Consider the following 16909-nt stretch of genomic DNA (forward strand, 5'->3'; position numbering starts at 1 on the left):
AAAACAACGTCTGAAATTCCCGATTTTCGCTGCATTGAAACAATATCGGCAAAAATCACCGGTTATTCAGACCTTCCTTAGGTGAGCACTGTAGATGATCTGCTAGCAGGTAGATTTTTTCGATAGTGATATTCACTTCTCCTCTCTCAATCTTCCCCAAATAACTTCGATCAATTCCCGTTTCATGAGCGAGTCGTTCCTGAGAAAACCCTTTCGATTTTCGAATCGCACGCAAATTCCGGCCAAACGCCTCACAAATCGGTGAGCCCATTTCTTGCCCTCACAAAAGACAAGACTATGGTTTCTTGAGGCATGGGAGACCACGGCATATACTACCCATTTTTCGGGGGTCGACCAGATCGACCTAGAGACCAATCGGACCGCCTTATGAAAAAATCGCAACCACTGAGCGTCGACAAGATCCTGATCGAACTCCTGAGACAGCAGCCAGATACTCCTTTTTCCAATACCAGCATTCGGGATATGTATCTTCTTCAAATACCCGAAGTTCAGCGGCCAAGCCGCAACCAAGTTCGCAAGCACATATACAGAGAACTTCTACGCCTTGAAAAGGCAAAAGTTATCGATCGCTACGAGGGATCGACTGGTCGCGGATGCAAGTTTATCTACCGTTCAAACAAACAAGACATTTCCCTGGAATCCAAGCCTTCTCCATTTAAGGCTGCATATGGGCACGTTGAATCGTCGATGGATAGTGATACACAGCGGGCGTTGCAGGAGGAGCTTTCTAAAAGAAAGGTCGAACTGATTGCCAGTATTGGTGAAGCGGAGGAATACCAGCGCCTATATCACAAGTACCCGGCACTTCGGAGCGCCGTGAAGGCGCAGTACCTGGAGTCTCGGGAGAGAAGCACAAAGCTACTAGGTCAACTTCGTGCTGTAGAGTCGGTCATCACTAAAATTGGGTTTCCCGCATGATCCAATTGCGCGTTTGGCAGCGCGAGTGCGTCGATCAAGCTCTTCAAGCTTTTGAGTACCAAACCCACTTTCTATGCCACGCAACACCTGCGGCGGGCAAAACCGTCATGGTAGCGTCAGTGGCTAAGGCCCTTCTGGAACGCAATAAAATCGATTTCGTCCTATGCTTCTCCCCTTCACGGACAGTGTCGCAAAGCGTCGCCTCGACATTTAGCCAAATCCTTGGGCGAAGCTTCAATGGCCAGATTGGGGCCGCGGGTGGTTCTTACACCTATCAGTCGATGAACACGCTTCCCAGAGAGCTATGGCAAGTACTGGGTGAGCACAGAGTCTTCGTGGTTTTGGACGAGATCCATCACTGCTCCGGTAGCAGTTGGGACGAACTCACAATTGGCAACAGTTGGGGGCGAACAATTCTCGATAGGATTCAAGGAAAGGCCTCCCTCACAATGGCGCTATCAGGAACACCTTGGAGGAGTGACGACAACCCAATCGTACTTTCTCGCTACACGCAGCCTGACGGAGAGCTCCATTGCGATTACGAATACGGTTTAGAGCGGGCGGTTATCGACGGCGTTTGCCGAGCCCCAAAAATCGTGCTCACTGATAATCGGGAAATCAGCCTGAGGTCATCGGAACTCGGCCTCAAAACCTACTCCAGCATCCGGGAAACAATCAGTCAGGGTCATATTACATATCCTGACTTTCTGTTTCGGGACGAAGTGATCGACCATACACTCTCGGAAGCATCCAAAAAATTATTAGAGATCCGGAAGCAGGTTCCATCCGCTGCTGGCCTCATCGTAGCTGCGACAGCGGCACATGCAAAGCAGATTGCAGTTCGGCTTGCGGCGCTCGGAGAAAGGCCTGTTGTTGTCACTTACAACACGCCCGGAGCCCATCAAATTATTTCAAACTTCAAAACATCATCTGATCGATGGATCATTTCTGTGGGGATGATCAGTGAAGGAACTGACATCCCGAGATTGCAGGTGTGTTGTCATCTCAGCAGGATTCGAACAGAGCTCCATTTTCGGCAAGTTCTCGGCAGAATACTCCGGCGTCAAACAGGGGAGCCCTATGACATTGGTGGCTGGCTTTACGTCCTTGCTGAACCCAGTTTGACAGAGTTCGCACGCAGAATTGGTGAGGACCTACCAGGGCATCATGTGGTTTCATTTTCACCAAAATCATCAAAGCAAAGCACGGACGAAACTAAAAGGTCTGAAGTGCTGCAGAAAGAGAATTACACAACGGAGTGGGAACTCGATATCGATAATACGGGCACATGGGATGCTGCACCGGAACATAACGGCGCTAGGGAAACTATTGATCTATGTGTGAGCAATCAATACTGGAGTGAAGTTTTGTCCCTATTCGGGGAGAAGGTATTGTAGCTTGGTCGGAAATTTTCATATGAATGACACAAAGCATGAGCCGGCGCGGCAACTGCTGGGACAACGCCCCGATGGAGAGGCTGTTCCGGAGCCTCAAATCTGAATGGATACCGGCCCTGGGATATCGGAACCTACCCGAGGCCAAAAAAGATGTCGGTGGCTACTTGATGGATTACTACAACCGGCAACGACCTCATGCATTCAACGATGGCATTTCGCCCGTTGCCGCTGAGAAAAACCTTAAAATACTGTCTGGGATTAGTTGACCACTACAAACATCAAAAGGTGCAATCAATGAGCCGCTTCAGCACCAAGGCGACCGTATTTATGCATGGCAGACTTGCAGGGCATATGGAACGTATTGGAAGCCGCGTTCGGTTTCAGTACGACGCTCAATACCTAAAATTCGGTAGTGCCCTCAGCATGAGCTTACCTCTTCGTTCTGAGCCTTATGAGACAGAGGGGTTGCCTCCCTATTTCAGCGGTCTTTGCTCCGAGGGCTGGTTGAAACGAGTACAGGCGTACGAGCAGCGCATTGACCCCGAAGACAGTTTCACTTTGCTAATCAATAACGGTAAGGATTTGGCAGGAGCTGTGACGATCGAGCCGTCTGCGTAATCCCTACGCTGCCCGATCTGAATTGTTTATCAAAATTTTAGAGACTTACTGACTTAGTATTAATTAGTAACGCGGATTACTAATTGGTACTAAGTGTCCGATTTATGACCGGCATTCATCTATAAATGCGCCGATCCAAGTAGCCTCTTTGGGGCGCACTTTAAGTTTGTATATCTTGGTCAATCGATGAAAGCGAGCCACGTAGCTACAGGCCCCACTAGGTGGTAACCATTCATTCGGTCCTCTCGCACCTTTACTACGGTTCAAAGAGGCCTCAACGGGCCATAGATTGCGTTCGTCGTTTGCAAACCTCTCTCGACGCGCATCGGACCAGTTGCTTGCGCCCCTCTCCCAAGCCCAGGCGAGCGGCACCACGTGATCAATGTCGATTTCGCTGCTGTTCTGTATCAAGTTTCCGGTAAAAGGGCTGATCCAGCGACCGGTTACCACGCGGCAACTCTTATCGGTCGCGAAACGCACTGGCGTACTGGAACTTGCAATCAATGCCTCAGCACGGCTGTTCTGGCAGTCGCCATCGGCATCGTCCCAGCCGTGTCCGAAGGCCGATCGTCTGTACGAATCGGCCCGATGTTTGTTCAGTTTGGGCGCGTTATTAGAGGCCAACTGCTTGGGTAGGCGACCGCCACTAGCCAGGCATGTCTCCAGTGAGTCAAAGCCGTGGAATTTTTCGATGCGATCGTAATATGAGCTTTCAGGTGGATGACAAATGCCCGAAGACGTCTTTTTGATTGTCTCAGCTGTAACGGGTGCAAACCCAATGACGAGTATGAGCACCAGTAATGAGGACGGGAGATACCGCAACTACTTCTCCTTAAATACAACAAGCGTAATTTGGCTGCCATCGTATCGGGCACGGCCTCGCTTGTCTCGCCGTAGGAGATATCCCAATCGCTTTGCAGTGATATCGGCTTTCGCCGGGGGCCCAAGTCGCAGACACTAGCTCGGAGTCAATTGATCAGGGGGATCGGGGCTCAACGCCGGCAAGGATGCCAGGCAAACGCGACACCTGCCCAGTGGTGTGACGCGCCAGGGAGAGACCTGGCTCCTGTCCCCAGAGACGTTTCGCCATAACCTCAGATTATGCGCAGTGGGTCTGCGCCAAACACAAGCACGCCACCAGAGCCGGCAGAGAGGTCAAAGGCACGTCCGTGTGCCCGTATCGCTATTTTTTCTTCCGAGACGATTTGCTCTTTTCGCCCACGGTTTCCCGCGGGTGTTTCTTGGCAAAGGTCTCGGTTACATAACGGCCCGTTACAGCGCTTCGGTATTTTTTGGACATGCGTCACCTCACATGAATGAAAAGATTCTAGTGATGCCGAGGGATGCCCTCGGCATCGTCCTCATTTAGTGGTTTGGCCAACTCCGGAAATGGGCGCAAACGCGCTGGAGCGTGCCATTGACCATTCGGAAGTAAGCTCGAACGTAGACAGCGGGTCTGATGACCATGGCTGATCTCCTGTACGAGATAGCCAGTGAGGTGATGGGCGCTTCGTCACAGACTGGGACCTTATAACCAATTGGTCTTGGCAGGAAAATCCTCAGTTTTGTACTATGCTCTTCCTATCAGCCTCACTGGCTGGTGGATTTCGGTAAGGGCCTTTCCGCCAAGATTGATCCCTTACCCCTCGGTTGCTAAAAACCTCAGGACTCAACCCCTGGGGTTTTTTTATTGCCTGAAAATCAAGCAACGCCTCGATGATACAAGATATGGTGACGGAAACAATAAGGTCATTATGAAAGAAGCATGCCTGTGGATATCGATTTTCAGTTAAAACAAATGCTTAATGATTTACCCACACTTATGTGCATAACAAAATGTTATCAACATGTTGTGTTTGAGAGTTCTTGGCGGTGAGCAAATGATGGCGAACAGGCCGTTCTGCCATGTTGAGACAGATTTTTTATTCTTTCGCCTCGCCCAAAGAGGCTTCCCATTGATCCAAGATATCGTCCAGCTTTGCGTGCTTTATTTGCTCTCTGAGCTCTTCTGAAGGGTTGGTAGCCAGTGCGATTGAGCGGAAAAAAGACTCCATGAACGCATGCAGATCGAAAGCGTCCCCTTTGTCTCGATTAGCCATTTTTTTGCGTTTTGCGCCCAAAAACAGACTGTAAAGCCAGAACCACACCCCTGCACTCCAACTGACACGGCGTATTATTTTCTCAAGATCAACAATGAGTTCTTGGAGTGTTCTCTCGTTCGATGATTCGAGTTCTTGTTGTCCGATCGCGCTTACCAGCGTTGCCTCTTCGCTATCGGGCAGTGCCTCAGTCATTGCAGCGACTATGTTCGTCAGGTTTTCCGATAACTTAGGGAGAAGCTTCATTCCGCGAACGCGGTGAGCCAACAGAGGATTGAATCTTGAGTAGTTGTATAGAGCCGTCTCATAGCTGTCGAGCAACTTTGGGTCTGCCCTGACCAAGCCATCCATCAGCGTTGTAAGAATAGTGGCGACGTATTCCTTTGGAAACTCATTGACCATAATGCTTTTCAAATTTGGTCTGTCTCCAAGTATTTTCTTGAACTCGTCCTGGAATTCATCCACCGCCGCATTCAATTTTGGGCGTTCGATCAGTAGTTCGTGCCGTATTTCCATCAAGTGAAAAAGCAAGACACGAGAGCCCTCCCGGCGCTCCAGGCTCAGCTTCCAATAGTAACCAATGACGGCTAGCCCCGCGGTTACGAGTATCCCTGCATCAAACACGATTTCTTGCATTGCTATACCTGTCCCCGCCACAAGGCTACGATTGTGACGAGGCGTCGTTAAACGTCCCTTTGTGAGACGGATTCTTGAGAAGGCTTAGAATCAGCAGTGCGAACGCTCTCTGTTTTGGTTCACTCTCCAATATTTCCATCGATAATTTTTCATGGTCCGTCATGGAGTCCAGCACCAGGTCAGTTAGCCGCTTTGGAAGCAATCCGTGCATCACTTGATCCGGTGAGTGGCCGTCTACCTGAGCCATCACCGCTTCATCTCGGCGAACCCGATCAGCAATCCCGTTCGCAAAATGAAGCTGATCCTCATCGCTGACTTCAGCGCCGAAGATGTCATTCAGCTTTTCGATGATTTTGGACAGACGTTCTTTTTCCGGATCGTGGGGCTTTCCGGTGCCGACACCCGTAATCGGATCCAGTCCGTCCGAATCGTCCTCACCTTCTAACCGAAGCTCATGCTCCTTTCGCTTGGTGATCCGGTAATGGCTTAGCTCCAGCTCTGAAATATCGATTTCGTCCTCATCTAAAATTTCCTGGCGCAGCAACGGTAGTAAGTGCTTGGCAAAAACGCATAGCTGTTCCAGCTCCGGATCCTCAAAGAACACAATCTGTGACAAGAACTCATAAGCCCGAACAAAGCTGCCCAGGTTTTTCTTGAACAGGTCCAATTGATCGAGGCCTTCGCCAATCTCTTTGAGAGAAGCGTCGGCCTGCTTTAAGCCAATTGCATTCCCATCAGCCTCAGCCTGCTGCCTGACAGCTCGGACCTGTGCTCGTTCGTCACGGAGCAGCTTGTATCGCTTGTTGAATCGCTCCCGGGCCGGCTGGCAGTAATAGCTAAGCTTGGAAGATGCGGCCTTGGGATCGAAGAACGCCCGCGCAAAGGCCTCCACTTCGTCCCAGTGGTACACCTGCTCGACATCCAGAGCTTCCTGGAGGTCATAAACCACCTGAGCGTCGGAGACGCCGGTCAGCTCCGCCTTGTTGTAGTACGGCAGGAACGAATCGAGGATATCCTGGGCATCGTTGATGAAGTCCAGGATGAAGGTCTCCTTGCCAGGAAACAGCCGATTCAGGCGCGAGAGCGTCTGTACGCATTCCACACCCTTGAGTTTCTTGTCGACGTACATGGCGCAGAGCTTCGGCTGGTCGAAGCCAGTCTGATACTTGTTGGCGACCAGCATCACGTTGTATTCGTCGGTGTCGAACGCCCTGGCGTGATCCCGGCCATTCAGGCCCGGGTTCAAAAGACTGCTGGTTTCGGTGACTTCTTCCGGGATTACGTCATCGGGTGGTAGGCTTCCTGAAAAGGCAACCAGGGGGTGAACGTCCTGGTAGCCCTGACCTTTGATGTACTGTTGCATCGCCAGCTGGTACCGGACGGCTTCCTGTCGACTGCTGGTGACCACCATGGCCTTTGCCTGGCCATCCAGCAGGTGCCGGACGTTTTCCCGGAAGTGCCCAACAATAATTTCGACCTTCTGGCTTATGTTGTAAGGATGCAGTCGCACCCATCGAGCCAGTGTGGTCCGGGCTTTCTTCGAATCGACCTCTTCGTCTTCTGCATCTGGATGCGCGAGCTTCCAAGCCACTGCGTAGGTGGTGTACCGCTTCAGCACGTCGAGGATGAAGCCTTCCTCAATGGCCTGGCGCATGGAGTAAACATGAAAGGGCTGAGGTTTGTTGGTTTCGCTACGCGGTTGTGTCGGGTCTGGCTCACGGCCAAACAACTCCAGGGTCTTGGCCTTGGGGGTCGCTGTGAATGCGTAGTAGCTGATCTTCTGGCTCGGTTTTCGGGCAGCCACCGCAGCGTCTAACAACTCCTCGGCGCTGACTTCCTCACCCTCCGGCAAATCACCGCCAAGAATCGCCTTCAGCTTGGTTGCAGAGGATCCTGTCTGCGATGAGTGCGCCTCGTCAGCTATGACAGCATATCGGCCCGCAGCCAACCTGGGGTGCTTATCCAAGGCATCGAACAAGGCTGGGAATGTCTGGATCGTAACGATGATGATCCGGGTCTGTTCCGCTAATGCTTCGGCCAACTGTTCCGACTTACTCTGATTACCGAGATCCCGGGATATAGGCCGTACAACGCCCTGGGCGTGTTCAAACTGGTAGATCGTATTCTGAAGCTGGCTATCCAGCACCGTACGGTCAGTTACCACGATGATCGAACTGAACAGCTTCTGGCCGTCCTCGTTGTAGAGTTGAGCCAGTTGATGTGCTGACCAGGCAATCGAGTTCGACTTCCCCGAACCGGCACTGTGTTGAATCAGATAACGCTTACCGGCCCCTTCGGCTTGTGTGGTTTGAACCAATTGATTGACCACATCCCACTGGTGGTAGCGGGGGAAGATCAGGGTTTCTTTGGTCTTCCGGTTGCCGTAGAAGTCCTCTACCGTCTTCTTCTCCAGGTGTAAGAACCGGCCAATCACTTTTAGCCAATTGTCCTTCTGGAACAGCTGTTGCCACAGATACGCCGTCGCGTAGGTGTCCTCATCCTCTGCCCTGGGGTTACCAGCGCCACCATCAGCAGTCCCTCGGTTGAACGGCAGGAAGAACGTGTCTTTGCCATTCAGTTTGGTGGTCATCGCCACCTCGTCCTGGCTCACGGCAAAGTGGACCAGAGCCCCCCGCTTAAAGGTCAGCAGCGGTTCGGGCTTTCGTGTCAGCGAGTCTTTGACCGGTCGATCCTTTTTGTACTGGCGCTTAGCATGCTCGACGGTCTGCTTGAACTCGCTTTTGAGCTCCAGCGTCGCGGTAGGAATCCCATTGACGAAGAGCACCAGATCCAGACGGGGGTTGTAGTCCCCGGTCCGTGCGTGGGGTGAGTAAGACACTTCCTCCACCACGCGCAACCGGTTGGCGTTATATCGACGTTCTGTATCCGGGTTCATGCCGTGATCCGGTTTGAAGCTGCACAGATCGACCTTCACACCCGGTACTTTGAAACCATGGCGCAGCACATCGAGAGTGCCCTTTTTCTCAAGTTCCCGAACCGTTTTCTGGATGAGTACCTTTTCTGGGTTCTGCGGATTACCCTTGCAGAACTTTTCCCAACGGTCCGGCCAAGCCTTTTGGAAATAACCTACCAGGTCTTCCGGATACAAGGCATGCGCCTTGTCGTACTCAGACGCCTTGCCGACTAGCCAGCCCTGATCACTCATGGCGGCAATGATGTCGTTCTGGAACACTCTCTCGCGGCTGTCAGCCATGACTACTCCTCGTATCCTTCGAACCTTTTGACCACTGGCCAGTGCTTAAATGCTCTGGATCAATCCTTGAGCTCTTCTGCGGTACTTTGAGCCTCGACAAGCGAACTTTGCCAGTCACCGTAGGACTTCCTGCTGGACTCTTCAGTCCAGACAATCCGGCCATTCGCCGAGCGGCCGGATACCACTGCAGCGGCTGCGCTGGGGCTTGAGAATGATTGATCTTGAGTGAAACGCACCGCGCCGGAGGCATCTGGCACGAGTACGCCGTCTGCTGTTAATTGATCATAGAGCGGGCGATAGCTGGTGTAGCTACTTCCGCTCACCCATTTGTCTCGCGCCTGACTGCCCTCAAGCACCACAAACTCGCCGTCAACTTCCCGGGCTTTGGCACGAATCCCGTACTTGGGTAGCTCCATGAAAAAGGTGGGATCATCACCCTCCGCGCCAGCTTTACCCTGAATTTGAGCCGCTATTTTTTGACGATCACGGAGAAAATCGAAGCCCAGAACAGGCAGAATGATGCGGACTTGCTCAATGAAGAACGCCATATCGGATTGATCGGACTCTGGGAGCACCGTGTAATCGTGAGCGGTGCCGTTTACCAGGCCACAACGTCCGGATTGCTTAGCAATGGCGATGAGTTGGCTTTCCAGGTACTTCACATGGGCTTTGGTGAGATTCTGGTCTTTGCTGGTGATCAAGCACACCCGCTCCCAGAAGTCTTTGCCGCCTTGGGGTTCTGGTCGGTTGTGTTGCTTCAGGCGTTTGGCCACATCATCGGATTCACCGATGTAGACCAAGGGACGCATGGCGTTATCCGGATCTGGGCCCACCAGGAAATACACACCGGTACGACCGCATTCTGGTCGTTGCACCAACTCGGTGAGTTTCGTACGAGGCCCAGTCAGAGCATGGCCGGTCCAGTTCATGATTTCGGCAGTCAGAAGACCGTTCGGTGTGCCATCAACAAGGAATAAGCGGATGCCGCGTCCATGGTTCATACGGTAGCCTCTATTCCAGTCTGACGCACTTCCTCATTGAAGGCGTTTTCATCTGTTGGTGGTTGCCAGTTGCGGACATCAATCTTGCCGGTAACAGCAGCAGATATGAGTGCGGACCGGCGTTCCGACAGCAGCGCCATCGCCGCCTTGGCCTCACTTATCAACGCTTCCATTTCCTGTAGTCGCTTATCCAGCATCTGTGCGATCGAGATTTGTTCGTCGGTTGGAGGCACCGCGACGACGAGTTCACGAATATCTTCCAGACTAAGCTGAACCTTCGTACCTCCATAACCAGAGCCAAGTAACTGCTCCTTCGCAGCATTACCCAGAATAAAATAGGCAAGCCAGTTTGAACTGCAGAGAGTGGCAATAGGCCTCGCAAGGGCAACATGCTGACTCACATAACCACCTTCTATCGATTTGTCCGCTGCACAGACAGAACCAAGATCTGCTGTAATGGAAACCAGGATGTCACCAACTTTGATTTTCGCCCTGGAGCCTTCGCTTCCTTCGGGTGGTGTAACATACTGGATTGACTCAAGCTTCGGTCGGATAGAGTCTCGTGTCAGATTAGTGATTCGGAAAAATAGCTCACCAGAATCAGAGTAAAAATCCGCCCATCCACGTGATCCACTGGTAACGAAACTGACAAGAAACTTCACCGGCATTACTTTCCAATGCGCTGGCACTTCCCCAAGCCACTCCACTCCAGAATCCTTGGTTGGCACATCCGGATCCAGCCCCTTGGTCACCGCATGGGAAATCACGGCCTGGCGTTTTTCCTGAAGCAGCTCTATCAGGCGCTCTTGCTCGCGAATAAGTGCGTCGATTTTGGTGGTTTCGTGATCCAAGAATTGGGCGATTTGGCTTTGCTCAAGTAAAGAGGGCTCAGGTAACCTCAGACCTGAGATCGTTTGGGCTGATATGCCAATAATGGTTGTGCCGCGGGCTATAGATAAAAGGTATTTATTCGCCCCTTTACTCTTGATGCAGTAAAACAAAAACCGAGGGTTTATTAATCTAGGCTTCGGACGGATGAGTACCAGGTGATAGCCACAAATAGTGTGCTCCATTGGTTCAACTATAATTGAGACATCTGCTATTCGTGTTGGAACTACTGAATCCTTTGTGACTAGGAGGTCTCCAGCTTCGATTTGAAACTGTTTGATATCATTGGTTGATGCCGTTGATACGTTTAACTGAAACTGAACCGCTTTCGAAATCTCTGGTGTAGAGTAGACTGTATCCGTCCCCAGAAATTTAACTTCCTGCTCGCCTTCTCGCTTGTGTTTATCAACACCGCTTGCACGCACGCCGGCAACGTACTTTAGTTTTTTCACACTCCAAGACTCAGGTAACTCGTCAAGCCAATCGAAATCGATGCTTTTGTATTCTGGGTATTTATGAAAGCTCATGCAGACAACTCCTCGATCATCTGCTTGATCCGATCGGTGCACTTTTTCAAATCAGCATCAATCTCTTCCAGCGGCCGGGGCGGCGTGAACTCATAGAAGTGCCGGTTGAACGGAATTTCGAAGCCCACGATGCCGACTTCGCCATCCTTTTCGTCCCGCTTGGACTCGTCTATCCAGGCGTCTGGCAAATGGGGGTTCACTTCCCGGTCAAAGTAGTCGAACACGGACTCTGTGAGAGGCACGTTTTCATAATCCCGCAGGCCGGTGTCAGCTTCTGGATTGCCCTTGCTGTCCGTGCAGATATCCGCTTCTGGATCACGCTCACTCAGGGCATTGAGCAAAGCTTTTAGTTGCGGCGCACTCAGGTACACCTGATGGTCAGTGAGTGACGCTTTCAAGGCTTTCTGGAACTGTTTGCGATTCCGATAGACCGTCTCCGTATCCATAGCACGACAGGCAGCGAGGATTTTGTCCCGGTCTTCGTGATCCATTTTCTGGATGGCTTTCTCATCCGCGATTCGCTCAATCCGATTTTCCGAAGCCTGGAAGTTCAACTTCAGCGGACGCTCGACCGTGATCCGGCGATAACCAAAGGCTTCGATGGGGAAGATCTTGCTCTTCTTGGTTTCCTGGAAGTCCCCGTACATCCGCACGATTTCGTCCTGGTCGGACTCGCTGACAAACTGGCGCTTACTGCCGAGGGACTTACGCATCTTAGTCGACCGATCTGTAGCATCGATCAGTTGGACTTTGCCTTTGCGCTCAGCCGGCTTATTGTTGGAGAGCACCCACACATAGGTGGAGATGCCGGTGTTGTAGAACATATCCGTGGGCAGGGCCACGATGGCTTCGACCATATCGTTCTGCAGCAGATAGCGCCGGATTTCGGATTCGCCACTGCCAGCACCACCCGTAAACAACGGGCTACCATTGAGAATGATGCCGATCCGGGAGCCACCTTCACGGGCATCCCGCATCTTGCTGACCAGATGCATCAGGAACAGAAGCGAACCATCGGACACACGGGGTAGCCCAGGTCCAAAGCGGCCATCGAAGCCCCGGTGTTTGTGCTCATCGGTGACCTGCTTCTGAACTTTTTTCCACTCCACCCCAAAAGGTGGGTTACTGAGCATCAGGTCAAACTTGTTGGCAGCCAGCTGGTCATCTGACAGCGTATTCCCGAGCTTGATGTTGCTGACTTCCTGGCCTTTGATCAGCATGTCAGCCTTACAAATGGCGTAGGACTCCGGGTTCAGTTCCTGACCGTGCAGTGAGACAGTGACACTCTCGCTGATCTGTTGAATGTACTCGTCGCCCTCGGATAAGAACCCACCGGTACCCGCCGTAGGATCATAGATGGTAACAATGCTGTTGGGCGTCAGCCGGCTCTCCTGTCCGGTTAGGACAAGGGAAGTGGTCAAGTGCACGATGTCACGAGGCGTGAAGTGCTCCCCGGCCGTTTCGTTGGAGCTCTCTGCGAATTTCCGGATCAACTCCTCAAAGATGATCCCCATACCAAAATTGCTGATGGTTTCCGGGCTCAGGTTAATGCTGGCAAACCGCTGCACCACCTGATATAGCAAGTTGTTGGCGCTGAGCTGCTGAACAAAGTCTTCGAAATGGAAGTGCTCGAAGATCTCCCGGGCGTCCTGGCTGAACGACTGAACATAGCTCATCAGATCATCAGCCGTCTGGCTGTCAGATAGGGTAGCCAGGCTCAACGGGGAGGCATTGAAGAATTGCTGATCGGCAGCCCGGAGCAACAGTTTCTCGCGAACTGCATCCGGTTTGGTCTGGTGTTCCTGGGCCGCGGAGAGCACCTGAGCCTTCGTTGGCTCAAGAACACACTCCAGACGACGCAACAGGGTAAACGGCAGGATGACCCGCCCATACTGGCTCTGCTTGAAATCACCGCGCAGAAGATCGGCAACCGACCAGATAAAAGCGGCGGTTTGAGAGTGGTTGGTTTTGTTGTCAGTCATCCGTGGAGCTCCAATACAGCATGTTGTCGGACTGCGACTATCTCAGGCAGCCAATCCAATTCTTTTAAGTGATGCGTTTAACGTCGTTCGAGTCACACCAAAGTGAGCCGCAACTTCTGTTTTCGTGATTTGAGGGTCGGAGAGCATGGCCGCTGCTTTACGGACGTCCGAATCAGACATGGATGGTTTCCGGCCGCCTTTTCGCCCCCTCGCCCTGGCTGCTTGAAGACCAGCCTTTGTGCGCTCTCGAATTAGGTCATGCTCAAACTCTGCCAGTGCGCCGAAGATATGGAATACCAGACGTCCGCCTGAGCTGGTTGTGTCGATTGCCTCGGTGAGTGATTTGAAGCCAACTTCTCGATCATTCAGATCCTGGACGATCTCAACCAGGTCTTTCAGTGAACGTGCCAGCCGATCCAGCTTCCAAACTACGAGGACGTCTCCTTTCCGGAGGGTACGAAGGCACTGCGACAGATCGGGTCGCTCGCGAATTTTGCCGGTAAACTTTTCCTGGAAAATCTGCTCGCACCCAGCTTTTTCCAAAGCATCTACCTGAAACTCAGGATTCTGATCCTGGGTACTGACCCGCGCATAGCCTATGATCATTAAACGCACCTTTTCTAGTCATAGTTTTTTGTACGTGATTGTTGGACATAAAACAATAGGAAATTGCGGTTTTTTCGTGGCGCCATCCGAGCGTCCAACAAACGACCGTTTTCTGATAAAAACATAGCTCGGCAAAGGTGGGACCTAGGATCAGGATGTGGGAGCGCACGAACGGCGCCAGTGAGAACGAAGCGCTGGTCATCCAAGCCGGCTTTTAAACAAAAGCGGACATTCGAGTCAGGCCTTCCCACCACTCAGGCTGTCAGGACAGTTCAGGGGGCCGGAGTTTACCAGCAGGGCCCTGGGGGCCATTGGGCTCATGACAACCAGGTGGAGCTGAAACTGATCCGGCCTCAAAAGCCAACCCAGACCGGCTTTATCGAAAAGGCTCGGACACACAAAGGTGTGTCCGAGCCTTTTTGGCTTAAAATGCGTATTTAGCGTTAGCGTTTATCCTAAACACATTTGGCTCTTCGCCTGAACGTGTTTTTACACTGTAACGCCCAAGCTCAACCCCAAGTGACGAGTTTTTCATAGGACTCCAAACCAAATTCACGTGGGCAGAGGAAGAGCTATCGATAATCTCCGGCCCGAAATCATCAAGATCTTCATCAGCCTTCGTGTAGGCATATGCCAGCGTTGAACGCCATTTCCATTTACCACCCCACCGGTGAGTGTAGACTGCAGAGGCACCCCAGGAATCAAACCCCTCTATTTGTCCATCGGCTACGAAGGCATCAGGGTGGACACCAAGCCCCATGTACCTTCCGAGTGCCCCATAGTTGTACTGCAACCCAACACTATCGCTGAAAACTGGAAAACGAGTTGTTAAGCTTAGCGCACCGGCCCAAGCCGAATCATCCCCTTGGTTGACAGTGTCTAGCTTGAGTTGGCGAGCCATGACTTTAGTAGAGGTATGGACTTTCCCGACATTATAATCCAACCTTGCAACTAGGTCCGGAACCGTTTGGTCATCCTGATCAGTATCTGTCACGTTACCGCTCACAGTAATCACATCATTCTCATACGAATTTTCTGCAGATAACATTACAGCGCCCCAATCGAAGGGGGATGTGTACCTAATTTGCGGCTGGCGGATGAAAATCGCATTTCCGTGCGACCCATAGTTAAGAAGTTCCCCGAGAGAGGCGAAATCTAGAAACGTGGAATAGTCCTGACCCACCCTCCAGTTTTTGTAGTCAGCAAATGCTCTTCGGAGCCTAAGATCATGATTATTAGTAAAGCTCTCGGATCCCGTGCCCCCGGCAAAATCTATCTCAATATGAGTCTTAAGGTCTGCCCCCCCTGCAGGAGTTGAACTTGTAACCCAAAATCTACTTCTACGCACTGAAAATTCAGTGGCTGTATCTTTACCTTCAACGTCACCGGATGGTGTGTTGGCAAGTGTAGGCGCAAATAAGCTCTGGCTGGGAAGGCCGCTTCCATTCTCGCCGACGGCGACGTTTAGTTGAATCAATCCATGAAACGCAAGCTCAGTTTCTGTACCCGGAACAATGAAGCTTCTCGGGCTTTGTCCGGCCCGGACGTATTTCTTCGGCTCCGATTCTTGATCCCTTGACAGGTCCCCTCGATACTCTTTAATTTCCTTAATCTCATTTTCCAGATCCTTTATTCTAAGGTCATAGTCTCTCAGTGACTGCCCCATCGCTCCAGAGGAAAAAGTCGAAACTAAAACGCCAGCGCTTATGGTTGAAAGTAATGATTTTCTTTGCACTATTTTCATTATCTTTTCTCTCCACAAAAAATTAAATTATTGTAAATGCAAATTATAATATTGAGAAAATAGGAATAGACGGACCACTAACCCAAGCCAAATACTTTTTGGCGAGATTAGAAAGAATTACATCTCCCTCATATATCCCTCCTTATTCAAAACACTGAAAATTTAAAAAACTTATAAAAAAGGATAAAGTTAAATATCAAAAAACCTAAGAAATGCCAAAATAATTTTTTATAAAAAAAGCTATTATTTATAATAATTTATTCACTCAAAAGGCTACGTTGACCATCTCAGGACGGCAAATCAAAAAAACCGAACCCAAAATAACCAAATGGTAATATAGGTTACGTGTGGCTCGGTGCAGAGCTTGCTAATGCGAACGCTAAAGGGAAGAATCCATGAAGGGTTGCGACGCTAATACAGCCCTGGCACACAAACTGGGAAGCAAATACTGCGCTAGCGCGTTGAGCGATAACGCGACATTGGTTGGCAGAAATCAGATTCAAACGAGGTCCAACACTAAAACGCAAGTTGCCCGAACGTACTTTTGCTCTGTCACTACACTTCGGTCCGAGCACGGCTATGGCTCTATGTCGCCAACTTTACAGGCTCTAACAAGCCTCAATGGCCCAACGAAATTTTTATGCCCTATAACGATTGGGACGATGATTTATGGCAATAACCAAATTAAGCAAAATAGCCCCAAACACAGAAGCAATAAGCAATGGAAAGCTCACAACATATAGAGAAGCCAGTACCACAGATACATCAACAGCCATTTGGACTTTTCCGGCTCGAATGCCATGGTGATCCTGAAGGTGTAAAGAGAGTATGTTGATACCCCCCAAGCTGGTTTGATGCCTAAAGAGCACAATAAACCCGACTCCCATAATGGCATTTCCCAGTAGGGCCGCATAAAATGGCTGCAACTTACTAAATCCGATGAAATTCAGATGCACATCAATCAAAACGGAGACAAGCGCGACCGTAATAAACGTCTTAATGGTAAACTCCCATCCCATTCGCCGAATAGCCAAGAAGTAAAAAGGGAGGTTTATCAAAAAGAAAATCAAACCAAAAGAAATATCGAATGTGTAGTGCAGCAGGAAGGCCAACCCTGCAGTGCTTCCAGTGAGCGCACCTACATCCCGTAATAAAACAATACCCAATGAGACCATAGAGGCTCCAATCAGTATTGCTAGAGCATCCTCAGCATACGTGTGCTGAATAGCTTTCTTATCAATTTTGTTTGCCATAACTG

General features: G+C 50.9%; 13 protein-coding genes and 1 pseudogene. 4 read left to right on the forward strand and 10 right to left on the reverse strand.

The features are described from left to right. Window positions 1-55: 55 nt before the first annotated feature. Complete coding sequence (locus tag QZ534_RS08000) at window positions 56-271, reverse strand: helix-turn-helix transcriptional regulator (RefSeq protein WP_296933475.1); 216 nt, start codon at window positions 269-271, stop codon at window positions 56-58. A gap of 116 nt (window positions 272-387) precedes the next feature. On the opposite strand from QZ534_RS08000, the gene QZ534_RS08005 reads away from it, so the two are divergent. The 4 genes and pseudogenes from QZ534_RS08005 (at window position 388) to QZ534_RS08020 (ending at window position 2954) form a co-directional block, all read left to right on the forward strand. Next, entirely contained in the window at window positions 388-939 is a 552-nt protein-coding gene (locus tag QZ534_RS08005) for a hypothetical protein (RefSeq protein WP_296933477.1), read from the forward strand. Then, window positions 936-2336 carry a DEAD/DEAH box helicase family protein gene (locus QZ534_RS08010; protein ID WP_296933479.1) on the forward strand — a complete coding sequence of 467 codons (1401 nt, stop codon included), beginning with the start codon at window positions 936-938 and terminating at the stop codon, window positions 2334-2336. The genes QZ534_RS08005 and QZ534_RS08010 overlap by 4 nt, the downstream gene beginning before the upstream one ends. A 23-nt stretch (window positions 2337-2359) precedes the next feature. Next, window positions 2360-2602, forward strand: a pseudogene (locus tag QZ534_RS08015) (integrase core domain-containing protein); the annotation flags it as partial. Continuing rightward, on the forward strand, window positions 2532-2954 hold the full coding sequence (locus QZ534_RS08020; protein ID WP_296933481.1) for a HipA N-terminal domain-containing protein: 423 nt from the start codon (window positions 2532-2534) through the stop codon (window positions 2952-2954). The pseudogene QZ534_RS08015 and the gene QZ534_RS08020, both read left to right, overlap by 71 nt. A gap of 102 nt (window positions 2955-3056) precedes the next feature. Here the strand turns inward: QZ534_RS08020 and QZ534_RS18880 are convergent, their stop codons facing one another. From QZ534_RS18880 to QZ534_RS08065, 9 genes are all read right to left on the reverse strand, one after another. Beyond that, complete coding sequence (locus QZ534_RS18880) at window positions 3057-3749, reverse strand: HNH endonuclease family protein (RefSeq protein ID WP_366935814.1); 693 nt, start codon at window positions 3747-3749, stop codon at window positions 3057-3059. Between the two features lie 1127 nt (window positions 3750-4876). Further along, window positions 4877-5689, reverse strand: coding sequence for a hypothetical protein (locus QZ534_RS08030; protein WP_296933483.1), 813 nt, complete (start codon window positions 5687-5689; stop codon window positions 4877-4879). 25 nt (window positions 5690-5714) lie between these two features. Then, a complete protein-coding gene (locus QZ534_RS08035; RefSeq protein WP_296933485.1) occupies window positions 5715-8903 on the reverse strand; it encodes a type I restriction endonuclease in 3189 nt (1062 codons plus the stop codon). A gap of 59 nt (window positions 8904-8962) precedes the next feature. Further along, complete coding sequence (locus tag QZ534_RS08040) at window positions 8963-9904, reverse strand: GIY-YIG nuclease family protein (protein ID WP_296933487.1); 942 nt, start codon at window positions 9902-9904, stop codon at window positions 8963-8965. Next, the gene (locus tag QZ534_RS08045; protein WP_296933488.1) at window positions 9901-11319 is read right to left on the reverse strand and encodes a restriction endonuclease subunit S; all 1419 of its coding nucleotides are present in this window, start codon (window positions 11317-11319) and stop codon (window positions 9901-9903) included. The genes QZ534_RS08040 and QZ534_RS08045 overlap by 4 nt, the downstream gene beginning before the upstream one ends. After that, complete coding sequence (locus QZ534_RS08050; protein WP_296933491.1) at window positions 11316-13301, reverse strand: class I SAM-dependent DNA methyltransferase; 1986 nt, start codon at window positions 13299-13301, stop codon at window positions 11316-11318. Before QZ534_RS08050 ends, QZ534_RS08045 begins: the two co-directional genes overlap by 4 nt. A 42-nt stretch (window positions 13302-13343) precedes the next feature. Next, complete coding sequence (locus QZ534_RS08055; protein WP_296933501.1) at window positions 13344-13907, reverse strand: recombinase family protein; 564 nt, start codon at window positions 13905-13907, stop codon at window positions 13344-13346. A 424-nt stretch (window positions 13908-14331) separates the two neighbouring features. After that, a complete protein-coding gene (locus QZ534_RS08060; RefSeq protein WP_296933503.1) occupies window positions 14332-15651 on the reverse strand; it encodes a DcaP family trimeric outer membrane transporter in 1320 nt (439 codons plus the stop codon). Window positions 15652-16289: 638 nt separating this feature from the next. Beyond that, a complete protein-coding gene (locus QZ534_RS08065) occupies window positions 16290-16904 on the reverse strand; it encodes a YitT family protein (protein ID WP_296933504.1) in 615 nt (204 codons plus the stop codon). Window positions 16905-16909: the final 5 nt, after the last annotated feature.

Source organism: uncultured Marinobacter sp. (genome assembly GCF_913055835.1).
Lineage (GTDB): Bacteria > Pseudomonadota > Gammaproteobacteria > Pseudomonadales > Oleiphilaceae > Marinobacter.